Source organism: Dickeya fangzhongdai (assembly GCF_002812485.1).
GTDB lineage: Bacteria > Pseudomonadota > Gammaproteobacteria > Enterobacterales > Enterobacteriaceae > Dickeya > Dickeya fangzhongdai.
The window spans coordinates 2,689,127-2,702,268 of sequence record NZ_CP025003.1 but is presented as its reverse complement, the minus strand read 5'-3'; the positions used below and the strand labels follow the sequence as shown (position 1 = coordinate 2,702,268).

Sequence of the window (13,142 nt, the reverse complement as noted above, 5' to 3'; positions counted from 1 at the left end):
AATGATTAGATATCGAAGCGGTAACCCTGCCCGCGAACGGTAGTGATGACATCGTGGGAATTGGCGGACTGCAATTTTTTGCGCAGTCGGCCCATCAGCACGTCAATGGTATGGCTTTCCCGCAATTCGGCGTCCGGGTACAGCTGCAGCATCAGCGACTCCTTGCTGACCACCTTGCCATTATTGCGGATCAGGGTTTCGATGATGGTGTATTCAAACGCCGTCAGCTTCACCGAGTCGCCATTCACCAGTAATTCCCGCCGCGACAGGTCCACCTCAAAAGGCGGCAGGCTGATGATTTGAGAAGCCAGGCCGCTGTTGCGACGCATCAGCGCCTGCATGCGCGCCACCACTTCCTCGATGTGAAACGGCTTCGTGACGTAATCGTCGGCGCCGGCTTCCAGCACCGCCACTTTTTCCTGCCAGCTTTCCCGTGCGGTAAGCACCAGAATCGGCAATTTGATCTGATGCGCGCGCCAGCGGCGGATCAAACTGGTGCCGTCTTCTACCGGCAGGCCCAGGTCGATAATGGCGATGTCCGGCGCATGTTCCTGAAGGAAATAATCCGCTTCTTTCGCGTCCGCCGCCGCGTCAACCTGATGCCCCATTTCATTCAACTGGACATTGAGGTGATGGCGTAACAGAACATTATCTTCAACGACAAGAATGCGCATGACGTTTTCCTCGGTCATTTTCCTGATGGGATTTATCCAAACTTAGTGAACTATCAACGTGTTGTACAGACCTTGCAGCCTGCGCCCGCACGTTTACCGCAATCCGGGATAGTCATAGGTAGAAATACGCCATTGCCGGCGGTACGTCAGCATTATCCACAGTCGTTATCAACTGAGGCTAAACAGTGAGGCAGGAAATAAGCGTCTCTCCCAATAGGGTTGGGATAGACGCTAAGCCGGGCGGCGGGATAATGCCGCCCGGAGCAGGGTCAGAGTTCGTCGACCAGTTTCACGGCGCGGCCGATGTAATTGGCCGGGGTCAGCGCTTTGAGCCGCGTTTTTTCGTCGTCCGGCAGCGCCAGCCCGTCGATAAAGGCTTTCATGCCTTCGGCGTCCACGCGCTTGCCGCGGGTCAGTTCTTTGAGTTTCTCGTAAGGTTTCTCAATGCCGTAACGGCGCATCACCGTCTGGATCGGCTCGGCCAGCACTTCCCAGTTATGATCCAGCTCGTCCAGCAGGCGATCGCGGTTGACTTCCAGCTTGCTGATGCCTTTCAGGGACGCCTGATAGGCGATGACCGCATAACCTACGCCGACGCCGAGGTTACGCAGCACCGTGGAGTCGGTCAGGTCGCGCTGCCAGCGCGATACCGGCAGTTTGCTGGCAAGGTGGCTCATTACCGCATTAGCCAGACCCAGGTTGCCTTCGGAGTTCTCGAAATCGATCGGGTTGACTTTGTGCGGCATGGTTGACGAACCGATTTCACCCGCGATGGTTTTCTGTTTGAAATGATTGAGGGCAATGTAGCCCCACACATCGCGGTCGAAGTCGATCAGAATGGTGTTGAAACGGGCGACGCAGTCGAACAGTTCGGCAATGTAGTCGTGAGGCTCAATCTGCGTGGTGTAGGGGTTCCACTGGATGCCCAGCGAGGTGACGAAACTTTCGCTGAACTGGTGCCAGTCGACTGCCGGGTAGGCCACCATATGGGCGTTATAGTTCCCGACGGCGCCGTTGATTTTGCCCAGGATTTCCACCTGCTGCAGTTGACGGAACTGGCGTTCCATACGGTAGGCGACGTTGGCGAATTCTTTACCGATGGTGGACGGCGTTGCCGGCTGGCCGTGGGTACGGGACAGCAACGGAATGTCGCGATACTGCAGCGCCAGCTGTTTGATGGCGTCAATGATGTTGCGCCAGAACGGCAACAGCACATCGCGACGGGCGGTGTCCAGCATCAGGGCGTGGGACAGGTTGTTGATATCCTCGGAGGTGCAGGCGAAATGGATAAATTCGCTCACGGCGTGCAGCGCCGGAACCGCCGCCACTTTTTCCTTCAGGAAATACTCCACCGCTTTGACGTCGTGGTTAGTGGTACGCTCGATGGTTTTGATGCGCGCGGCGTCTTCTTCGCTGAATTCGGCGACAATTTTGTCAAGGAAAGCGTTTGCGTCAGCGTCAAATGCAGGAACTTCCCTGATTTCTGCACAGGCCGCCAGTTTTTGCAGCCAACGTACTTCAACCTGCACACGGAATTTCAGCAGACCGTATTCGCTGAAAATAGTGCGCAACATGCTGACTTTATCGCCATAGCGTCCATCAATGGGGGAAACGGCGGTCAGTGAGGATAATTCCATCGCAAGCAACTCCTGGGATTGTTTTCAAATAAAGAACATCGTTTGTCGTCATCCTATCGCATGACGAATAGCATTTCATGACGAATGGTATTTCATGGCGGATAGCATTTCATGGTAGACAGTATCTCATGGCGGCGGCTGAACCGGAATAAGCGGCCGCCGTCAATGAGCAGATGCATTGGTTCGGGTCAGTCCTGGCAGCGGGCCAGGATCTCCTGCGCATGGCGCACCAGCTTGCTGCGGGAGAACATCAATTGCAGCCGGCTGCCGCCCACCTGTTGCCAGAGCACGGCGGCGCGGATCCCGGCCAGCAGCGCCGCCCGAACCTTCGCCTGAATCTGTGGGTTCCGCAGCACTTCCTGCGCGCCGGTCACCTGGATGCGCGGGCCGAGTTTGCTGATCACGTCCACGTAAACGCCTGCCAGCACATTAATGAAGGTGTCCGACAGCAGATCGTAGTGCTCCAGTTGTCGGTCCAACTGGCTGATGCGGCTGCCCAGTTCGTCCATCGCTTCGCGGTTATTGTGCAGGCGGCGTTCCAGCACCATCAAACTGAAAGTATAACGCGACAGTTCCGCGCCCAGCCCTTCGCGTGATGAATTGAGAATACCCAGCAGGGTTTCCAGCCCGGTTTTTAGATTACGTTCCGTGTTGCCAAAAACATCCAGCGTGTTGGGCGGGTTAATGTTCATGATGCTTTTCAGCGACGCTTTTAGCGCGTCCATATTACAACTGCCCTGGTGTGCCAATTGCTGCACCAAATGAGCAGACTGGCAGATTCCTGCCATTGCCAGCGTAATGTCATGATAGTTTTTAGCCACAATTGCTCCTGTCAACATCATCTGGCCGGCGTGCGAGTCCGGAATACCTGTACTATCTGTGTTTCCGGCTCGGCTGTGTTTCCGGTTCGATCCAGAGGAAAAGTAAACGCCGGCGAACATGCCCTGGCTTTTTCACTCACACAGCCTAAAAGGGCGGTGATCATGCCATAAAAATCAGCATGAACCCAGCCTGAACCCGGTAAAACCTTGTTCAGGCTGAAAATCGTCAGACTCGATCGTCCGGCAATTCAAGTTTAGTGTCATGAAAACGGAAAAGGTGCCCGAGCCGCGTTTTATTTGACGCAGCGCACTGGTGTGATTGGTTTCTTGTGGGGATGTCAGAAATGCCAGAGGAACCGATGCGGTTCCTCTGACTGATGCGACGACCGATTATTGCGCCGCGCGCAGACGTTCTTCAATGATGCCGCCGCCAAGGCAGACTTCGCCCAGATAAAATACGGCGGACTGACCCGGCGTGACCGCGGCCACCGGCTCGTCAAAACGGACGTCGATGCGGTCCGCGTCGATCGGCGTTAAAAGGCAGGGAATATCGGCCTGACGATAGCGGGTTTTTACCATGCAACGCAGCGGTTGAGTCAGCGGTTCACGATCGACCCAGTGCAGTTGCTGAGCTATCAGGCCGACGGACATCAGGCGCGGGTGTTCATGACCCTGAGCGACATACAGCACGTTGCTGGCGACATCTTTGTCGACCACGTACCACGGATCGTCGCCGCCTTCTTTAACGCCGCCAATGCCAAGACCTTTGCGCTGACCCAGCGTGTGGTACATCAGCCCCTGGTGTTCGCCCATGACCTTACCGTCGTCGACGGACAGAATCGGACCGGGCTGTGCGGGCAGGTAGCGCGCCAGAAAGTCGCGGAATTTGCGCTCGCCGATGAAACAGATGCCGGTGGAGTCTTTTTTCCGGGCGGTGGCCAGATCCAGCTGCTCCGCGATTTTGCGTACCTGCGGTTTTTCCAGCTCGCCGACCGGGAACAGGCTCTGCGCCAGTTGCTGGTGGCTCAGGGTGTAAAGGAAATAACTCTGGTCCTTGTTGCCGTCCAGACCGCGCAGCAGGCGGCTTTTACCATCCACATCCTTACGGCGCACGTAATGACCGGTGGCGATGTAATCCGCCCCCAAATCCTCGGCGGCAAACTCCAGGAAGGCTTTGAACTTGATTTCCTTGTTGCACAAAATATCGGGATTGGGAGTGCGCCCGGCGCGGTATTCCGCCAGAAAGTGCTCAAAAACGTTGTCCCAATATTCGGCGGCGAAATTGACGGTGTGCAGTTCAATGCCCAGTTTGTCGCAGACAGCCTGCGCATCGGCCAAATCAGTGGCGGCGGAGCAATACTCCGTATCGTCATCTTCTTCCCAGTTCTTCATGAACAGGCCTTCTACCCGATACCCCTGCTGTTGCAGCAGGTAGGCGGATACCGATGAGTCAACACCGCCGGACATACCGACAATGACTTTTTTCTGGCTGTTATCTGACATGGCAGTCTCGCGAACTCTTAATAAAGCGTCTTAATTCTTAATGATGTAAAGCGTTAAGGCGAAAAACAGGCGTAATACTATAACACACTCGCCCCGCGGAAGCACGGCCGATGCCTGCGCAGGGATAGGCTGTTCCGGTACGCCGCATGCCGTACCGGACGTGGTTTTTCCAACGTTATGCCGGGTCAGGAAACGGCCAGTTGAAGGCTTCCAGTATACTTAGCGGGTAGCGCTGGCCGCGCTGATAGCATGTCAGGCTGGCGGCCACGAGGGGGGAGCGCAGGCAGTCGGCCTTGAGAATGTCTTCCGGCTTCAGCCAGTGGCAGCAGGCGATATCGCTATCGTGCGGGATGGTGGGCAGCCGTTCGGGCAGGTCGATGGTGAAACTAAAACGCAGAAAGGGTGTTTTGTCCGGCGCGATCCACTGGTGTAGTTGCAGGAAGCTTTGCGGCGTGGCGTGAATGCCGGTTTCCTCAAACAGTTCTCGCTGCGCCGCCTGAATCAGGGTTTCGTCCGCCTCCAGATGGCCGGCAGGCTGGTTCCACAGACGCCGGTGGTTAATTTCTTCCTCAACAACCAGAAAATAGCCTTCCGCTTGTACGACACAGGCCACGGTCACATGCGGTTTAAACATGGTCGATCTCCCTCCATTCGCCGGGGTGTAATCCATCAAGCGTTTGATTCGCCATACTGTAGCGAATCAAACGCAGCGTTGGGTAGCCGATATGCGCCGTCATACGCCTTACCTGGCGGTTACGCCCTTCGTACAACGTGATTTTCAGCCAGCTAACCGGAATATTTTTACGTTCGCGGATCGGCGGCTGGCGCGGCCACAACCAGGCTGGCTCTTCCACCTGTTCAGCACCGGCGGGTAGGGTCGGGCCGTCACTCAGTATCAGGCCGGTGCGAAACGCGTGCAAAGCCTCTTCGTCGGGAACGCCTTCTACCTGGGCGTAATAGATTTTGGGCGTTTTCTTGCCGGGCTGGGTAAGACGCGCCTGCAGTTTGCCGTCGTTGGTCAGTATCATCAGACCTTCGCTATCCCGATCCAGTCGCCCGGCGGAATAAACGTCGCGAAAGGGGACATAGTTCTTCAGCGTGGCGCGGCCGCCCTCGTCGGTAAACTGGGAAAGCACATCGAAAGGCTTATTGAACAACACGATGCGCGTTTTCGTTACGGCGGTGGATTCATTTTTTGCCGGTCGAGAGCTGAATCGTTTAAGTCGGTGATTTTTAACAGGGAATTTATTCATCTTATTACTGGCTGTGGATGGCAAAACCATTATACTCGAAATGGTTTGTGATTGGCTCAGGCTAAATATTCAAGTAGTATTGACACGCATCTTACAAGTCATTAACAAAATGGCGCTCGAAGGAGAGGTTAATGGAAAGTAAAGTAGTTGTACCGGCAGAAGGGCAGAAAATCACGGTTGACGCCCAGGGTAAACTGGTCGTGCCGGCTAATCCGATCATTCCGTTTATCGAAGGCGACGGTATCGGTGTCGATGTTACGCCAGCCATGATTAACGTAGTCGATGCCGCGGTGAACAAAGCTTACCAGGGCAAGCGCAAAATTTCCTGGATGGAAATTTACACCGGTGAGAAATCCACTCAGGTGTATGGTCAAGATGTTTGGTTGCCGGATGAAACGCTGGATCTGATCCGCGAATACCGTGTAGCCATTAAAGGGCCGCTGACCACGCCGGTAGGCGGCGGTATCCGTTCTTTGAATGTGGCGCTGCGCCAGCAACTGGATCTGTACGTTTGTCTGCGTCCGGTTCGTTATTATGAAGGCACGCCAAGCCCGGTTAAACAGCCCGAACTGACCGACATGGTCATTTTCCGCGAAAACGCCGAAGACATTTATGCCGGTATCGAGTGGAAAGCCGGTACGCCGGAAGCGGACAAAGTCATCAAGTTCCTGCAAGACGAAATGGGCGTGAAGAAAATCCGTTTCCCGCAACAGTGCGGTATCGGTGTGAAGCCTTGCTCTGAAGAAGGGACTAAACGTCTGGTTCGTGCCGCGATCGAATACGCCATCACCAATGATCGCGATTCCGTGACGCTGGTGCACAAAGGCAACATCATGAAATTCACCGAAGGCGCGTTCAAAGACTGGGGTTACCAGTTGGCTCGCGAAGAGTTCGGCGGTGAACTGATTGATGGCGGGCCGTGGGTAAAAATCAAGAACCCGAAAACCGGCAAGGACATCATCGTTAAAGATGTGATCGCCGACGCCTTCCTGCAGCAGATTCTGCTGCGTCCGGCAGAGTACGATGTCATCGCCTGTATGAACCTGAACGGCGACTATATTTCCGATGCGCTGGCGGCGCAGGTAGGCGGGATCGGCATCGCGCCGGGCGCCAACATCGGTGATGAATGCGCACTGTTCGAAGCCACTCACGGCACGGCGCCGAAGTACGCCGGCCAGGATAAAGTGAACCCGGGTTCCGTGATCCTGTCTGCTGAAATGATGCTGCGTCACCTGCAGTGGTTTGAAGCGGCTGACCTGATCGTGAAAGGTATGGAAGGCGCGATCAAGAACAAGACCGTCACCTATGACTTTGAGCGACTGATGGAAGGCGCTACGCTGCGTAAATGTAGCGAGTTTGCCCAGGACATCATCAGCAATATGTAATCGACGATTACATCGAACCTCACGGCGGCGCTGGCCTCCGTGAGGTTTTTTTCTGGGTGAGGTTGCTTTCCGGCGATGTTTGCCGTTTTTCTGACGTACTATTCCGCATTAATTGTGAGTCTTTGGGCTTGCCGTTCCGCATTTTTGTACTATTACTTTACTTTCTCTTCTCTTTTTTAGCGCATTTTCTTCGTGCGAACCGTCGATCTCGTCCGGAATAAAGCGAGTGAACCCACAGCAGCCTGTTTTTCCTGTTCATTTCCGCATCGGGTCAGAATGAGATTGGCATCGGATATAACGCCGGTAGGTATAATTGTTATTTCGGTTTTACGCGCCAATTTTCTTAAAGAGAAAGTCTTTTATCGGCATTTAACCGATCAGAGAAAACGTATCCGCTGATCTGCCAGTTATGATAAGCCGTAAATAAGAACATTTTTATAGTGATAAGTTATCAACTTTACGTTGACGATTGGGAATAACGATCTATTAAGATAATTAACCACTTGCGTTGTCCTCTATTTTTTATAGGAACCGAGGAATCTTAGAAAATCTTGACGGCAGGTCTTCCTCCTTGTCTGCATTTTGCTATTCTGTTGACGCTGCCCGCTAATTTGCATGAAAGAGGCGAACCCTGGTGTGGGGAAGAAACCGAGCAAAGAGGGATAGTAGCCAGTTATCGTTTTAAATTTAATCGAAAGAGATCGATGGATTTTATTCATCGATGATTTTTTTTGCGTGAAAAGTTACGGTAAGCACCGTCGCGACAACAGGCTACAATTTTTTCTGAAAGAAAAAACAATGGATAATGTGAGGGGAACCCCCATGAGTCGAGCCCCAGCAAATAAAGATGAAAAAAGCCGACTTGAGGCATTGAGAGAGTACGGCATCAGTAAACCACTGTCTGATCCTGGTTTTGACAATTTGATCAATTTGGCGGCTAACGTTTTCAATGTCCCTATCGTATTGATTTCGCTGATAGAGGAAGAACGACAATTGTTTGCCGCCAGCGTCGGCATGTCGGTGTGCGAAACGTCAAGAGACGAATCATTCTGTGCGCATGCGATTCTCAAAAAACGGATCATGGTGATCCCCGATACGCGCAAGGATCCCCGCTTCCAGGATAATCCATTGGTAACCGGTGAGCCGCACATCCGTTTTTACGCTGGTATCCCATTGCGGACGCCGAGCGGCTTTCCCATCGGCGTGTTATGCATTATTGATAACAAGCCCCGATCTTCTCTCAGCGCCCGCGATGCGCATAATTTGCAGGATTTTGCCGCGCTGGTGATGGACAAATTGGAGATGCGGCGGCTGGATCTGGCGCGTCGCGCTAGTCAGGCTCGTTTTGAGAGCATCGCCGAGTCCTCGCCAGATGCCATTCTCTGCGTCAACGACAGAGGCACGATCACCTTCTGGAACGAGTCGGCAGAAAAAATGCTGGAGTACAGCCGTGAGCAGATTGTCGGCGAACACATCAGCATCATCGTGCCGGATATGTTCGTGGTGCAGTTGCATCATCTGGCGACGGACAAAACCGCGATATTCAAAGGTAGCTCGATCGAGCTGGAAACGCGCGCATTGCCCGGCACCCTGATTCCAACCGAGCTAACGGTGTCAATGTGGCATGACAACCATCAGACGCGTTACGGCATCATTCTGCGCGATATCACTGAAAGGCAACGTTACGAAGAGCGGTTGTTCCTGCAGGCGCACCGCGATCCGCTGACCGGGCTGGCCAACCGCACGTTACTGACATCCACGCTGGAGCAGGTGCTGAAGAACGGTGAGCCAACCGCCATCATGATCATTGATCTGGATGGCTTTAAGGATATCAACGACAGTCTTGGTCATGCCAGCGGCGATGAGATTCTGTCCAGTGTCGCCAAACGATTACAGGATAACGTGCGTTCCGGCGACCTGGTGGCCCGTATGGGGGGCGATGAGTTCGCGATTCTGTTGCCGAAGCAGAATGACGAGGCGCAGGTGGCAACGCTGGCGGAAAAAATCATTTATGATATTTCGCAAGCTGTGCCGGTTGATGACAAACAAATCAACACCAGCGCCAGCATCGGGCTGGTCATGTATCCGGCGCATGGCACAACCGTGCAGGATCTGCTCACCAGCGCCGATCTGGCGTTATACCAGGCGAAGGCGGACGGGCGTAACTGCTACCGCTTCTTTACCCGTGAGCTGAGAGAAGTATTTCAGGCGCGGCATGCTTTCCAACTGGAATTTATCCGGGCGTATGAACAGGAAGAGTTCGAGGTGTTTTATCAGCCGCAGGTCAGCCTGGTTAACAGTAAGGTTGTGGGCGCTGAGGCGTTGCTGCGCTGGCGTCATCCTTATAAAGGGCTGCTGGGGCCGGCGGCGTTTATGTCCGCGCTGGAGCGAGGCCCTTGGGCTGAGCGTATTGGCGACTGGGTCGTGCGGTCCGCCTGCCAGCAGGCATCTGACTGGTGCCGGTCTGGCGCGGGGAATTTCCGTATCAGCATCAACCTGTTCGCGGCCCAGTTCCGTTCCGGCATGCTGGCGCAGAAAATCAAGGAAGTCCTGACGCAAACGGGTCTTAAACCTGGCGCACTGGAGCTGGAAATCACGGAGAACATCATATTGCGGCACGATGAGAATATGATGAAACCTCTCAATGAACTGCGTAATAGCGGCGTCGGCATCGCTTTTGACGACTATGGTACAGGTTATGCGTCACTCAGCATGTTGAAGCATTACCCGGTCACGCGGCTTAAGATCGATCAAACCTTTGTGCGCGCTATGTGTGAGTCGGCGCCGGATGCGGCGATTGTCCGCGCGATTCTCTATCTGGGAAAAAGCTTCGGTCTGGATGTAATCGCTGAAGGTGTGGAAACACAGGAGCAATGTGAAAGATTGCTCAACAAAGGGTGTGAGCAGGCGCAGGGCTACCTGTTTGGCCGGCCGATGCCGGCAGATGAGTTCGAAAAACTGTTGGGTTTAGAGGATGCGCCGTTGGCCCATTGATATTGCAGTGATGTAACTGGCATCTGTTAAGTAGCGAAGATGCGCATGGATGCCACGATATTTTTGAATAATTCGTGTGAAACGCGGTAAAGCAGGTCCGGTTGCATCGCTTTTGAGCATACGGCCTGTGCCATCGGTCAGGCTGCTTAATGTTTTTCGCCGGCTCGGGATAAATATTACGCAAATTATATTTTATTACATCTCAACCTGCGGATATGTCAGGCCCTTTCATGGTATCCAACATAATCACATCAGATTTCCTGCTGTTGACTATCGTTGCAAACAGTCCGCTATGCATGGATGACATTCTTTGTTTTTCCCGAATCTTTCATCAATAAAAATGTAAAGTTATGTTAATTTGGTAACATAAAGGTTATGGATGCTTGAAAATGACGGCGCAACCCATACGATGTGGTTGTTGCAAACACTTTTGTTGCTTTTGCTGAAAGAGGAAATCTGAATCATATGATGCGTATTGCGCTTTTCCTGCTCACCAACCTGGCGGTGATGGTGGTATTCGGACTGGTGCTTAGTCTGACGGGCGTTCAGCACAACAGCATGGCGGGCTTGATTATCATGGCCGGCGTGTTCGGCTTCGGCGGGTCGATTATTTCACTGCTGATGTCTAAGTGGATGGCGTTGCGCTCCGTTGGCGGTGAGGTGATTGAACAACCGCGTGATGAAACCGAGCGCTGGCTGCTGGACACGGTGCGCGCCCAGTCTCAGCAGGTGGGGATCGCCATGCCGCAGGTCGCTATCTACCATGCGCCTGATATTAATGCGTTCGCGACGGGCGCTCGCCGCGACAGTTCGCTGGTTGCGGTCAGCACGGGGTTGTTGCAGAACATGAGCCGTGATGAAGCCGAAGCGGTTATCGCTCACGAAATCAGCCACATCGCTAACGGCGACATGGTCACGATGACGCTGGTGCAGGGGGTGGTGAACACCTTTGTGATCTTTATTTCCCGCATCATTGCGCAAATCGTTACCAGTTTTCTTTCCGGCAATCGTGACGACGGCGAAGAGAGCAGCAACGGCAACCCGTTGGTTTACATGGCGGTTTCCATGGTGCTGGAGCTGGTGTTCGGTATTCTGGCCAGCATCATTACCATGTGGTTCTCTCGTTACCGTGAGTTTCATGCCGATGCCGGTTCAGCGAAACTGGTCGGGCGTGAGAAGATGATTGCTGCATTGCAGCGACTGAAAACCAGTTATGAGCCGCAGGAAGCGGGCAGCATGATGGCATTCTGCATCAATGGCAAATCCAAGTCCCTTAGCGAGCTGTTCATGTCGCACCCGCCGTTGGACAAACGTATCGAAGCGCTGCGTGCAGGCGAGTACCTCAAATAATCGCTGGTTCTATTCGCAAAGGCCCCTCGGGGCCTTTGTTTTTTTCTGGCGTTCGGTCAGGTTCTTCATTGCCGCATCTGGATCAATATCGGGCAAAATAATCTTGCGTCAGCGCAAACAGTCAGTGAAAAGTGAAAGAATGTTTTATAAAATAAAACCACGATCACGGAAAAATGAAACATTGTTTCTACAATATCGGTATAACAAGGCGATTGGCCGGGATGACGGGTAATCTTTCACCTGGCTGCGTCGATTTTTCACGATAAGTGCTAAGGATTTACGGATGGCCAAAGGTAAAAAGCTTTCTTTTTCGTTCCATACCTACCAGGATTCAGTCACCGGCACCGAAGTGGTGCGTCTCACTCCTCCCGATGTTATCTGCCACCGCAACTACTTCTATCAGAAGTGTTTTTCCAATGATGGCAGCAAGCTGCTGTTTGGTGGCGCCTTTGACGGGCCGTGGAACTACTATTTGCTGGATCTGAAAACCCAGCAGGCAACGCAGTTGACCGAAGGCACCGGCGACAATACGTTCGGCGGTTTCCTGTCTCCAGATGATGATGCGCTGTATTATGTGAAGAACGTTCGTAATCTGATGCGCGTTGACCTGAAGACACTGGAAGAAACCAATATTTATCAGGTGCCGGACGATTGGGTCGGCTACGGTACCTGGGTTGCCAATTCCGATTGCACCAAAATGGTCGGCATCGAGATTAAGAAAGAGGATTGGAAACCGCTGACCGACTGGAAAAAATTCCAGGAATTCTACTTTACCAACCCATGCTGCCGTTTGATTCGTATCGATCTGAAAACCGGCGAAGCCACCACCATCCTGCAGGAAAACCAATGGCTGGGTCATCCCATTTATCGTCCGGGCGACGATAATACGGTGGCGTTCTGCCATGAAGGCCCGCATGACCTGGTTGATGCGCGTATGTGGTTCATCAATGAAGACGGCACCAATATGCGTAAGGTGAAAGAACATGCGGCGGGTGAAAGTTGCACCCACGAGTTCTGGGTGCCGAATGGTTCTGCGCTGGCTTATGTTTCCTATCTGAAAGGCAGCACCAACCGCTTCATTTGCAGTGTCGATCCGGTAACGCTGGAAAACCGTCAGTTGACTGAAATGCCGCCGTGTTCTCACCTGATGAGCAACTACGATGGCACGCTGATGGTGGGAGATGGGTGTAATGCGCCGGTGGATGTGAAAGATGACGGTGGCTACAAAATTGAAAACGATCCGTTCTTGTATGTGTTCAATATGAAGACCGGGAAACATTTCCAGGTCGCGCAACACAACACCTCGTGGGAAGTGCTGGAGGGCGACCGTCAGGTAACGCATCCGCACCCGTCCTTCACGCCGGATGACAAACATATTCTGTTTACGTCTGATGTCGATGGCAAGCCGGCGTTATATCTGGCAAAAGTGCCTGATTCGGTCTGGCAATAACAGCACCTGCAACCGTGCCCGCCAAGGGCGCGGTTTTTTTCGCTTTTACAATAAGATTATTAATCCGGCAGCGCC

General features: G+C 53.2%; 10 protein-coding genes. 4 read left to right on the top strand and 6 right to left on the bottom strand.

Going from position 1 to position 13,142, the window contains the following annotated elements; all coding sequences use genetic code 11:
• Window positions 1-5: 5 nt before the first annotated feature.
• The 6 genes from phoP to rluE form a co-directional block, all read right to left on the bottom strand.
• Window positions 6-674: a two-component system response regulator PhoP gene (gene phoP, locus CVE23_RS12080; RefSeq protein WP_038920986.1), complete on the bottom strand. Its 669-nt coding sequence runs from the start codon at window positions 672-674 to the stop codon at window positions 6-8.
• 269 nt (window positions 675-943) lie between these two features.
• Window positions 944-2,311, bottom strand: coding sequence for an adenylosuccinate lyase (gene purB / locus CVE23_RS12075; protein ID WP_038919191.1), 1,368 nt, complete (start codon window positions 2,309-2,311; stop codon window positions 944-946).
• Between the two features lie 188 nt (window positions 2,312-2,499).
• Window positions 2,500-3,132 carry a high frequency lysogenization protein HflD gene (gene hflD / locus CVE23_RS12070; RefSeq protein ID WP_038919190.1) on the bottom strand — a complete coding sequence of 211 codons (633 nt, stop codon included), beginning with the start codon at window positions 3,130-3,132 and terminating at the stop codon, window positions 2,500-2,502.
• Between the two features lie 390 nt (window positions 3,133-3,522).
• A complete protein-coding gene (gene mnmA, locus CVE23_RS12065; RefSeq protein WP_038919189.1) occupies window positions 3,523-4,635 on the bottom strand; it encodes a tRNA 2-thiouridine(34) synthase MnmA in 1,113 nt (370 codons plus the stop codon).
• Between the two features lie 175 nt (window positions 4,636-4,810).
• The gene (locus CVE23_RS12060) at window positions 4,811-5,269 is read right to left on the bottom strand and encodes an NUDIX domain-containing protein (RefSeq protein WP_100849615.1); all 459 of its coding nucleotides are present in this window, start codon (window positions 5,267-5,269) and stop codon (window positions 4,811-4,813) included.
• A complete protein-coding gene (gene rluE, locus CVE23_RS12055) occupies window positions 5,262-5,888 on the bottom strand; it encodes a 23S rRNA pseudouridine(2457) synthase RluE (protein WP_167389550.1) in 627 nt (208 codons plus the stop codon). The genes CVE23_RS12060 and rluE overlap by 8 nt, the downstream gene beginning before the upstream one ends.
• Window positions 5,889-6,019: 131 nt before the next feature.
• Here rluE and icd point away from each other — a divergent pair, with 131 nt between their 5' ends.
• From icd to ogl, 4 genes are all read left to right on the top strand, one after another.
• Window positions 6,020-7,273, top strand: a complete 1,254-nt coding sequence (gene icd / locus CVE23_RS12050; RefSeq protein WP_038919185.1) for an NADP-dependent isocitrate dehydrogenase — start codon at window positions 6,020-6,022, stop codon at window positions 7,271-7,273.
• 822 nt (window positions 7,274-8,095) lie between these two features.
• Complete coding sequence (locus CVE23_RS12045) at window positions 8,096-10,267, top strand: sensor domain-containing phosphodiesterase (RefSeq protein ID WP_038919184.1); 2,172 nt, start codon at window positions 8,096-8,098, stop codon at window positions 10,265-10,267.
• Window positions 10,268-10,732: 465 nt separating this feature from the next.
• A complete protein-coding gene (gene htpX, locus CVE23_RS12040; RefSeq protein WP_049853732.1) occupies window positions 10,733-11,617 on the top strand; it encodes a protease HtpX in 885 nt (294 codons plus the stop codon).
• Between the two features lie 283 nt (window positions 11,618-11,900).
• Complete coding sequence (ogl, locus tag CVE23_RS12035; protein ID WP_038919182.1) at window positions 11,901-13,067, top strand: oligogalacturonate lyase; 1,167 nt, start codon at window positions 11,901-11,903, stop codon at window positions 13,065-13,067.
• Window positions 13,068-13,142: the final 75 nt, after the last annotated feature.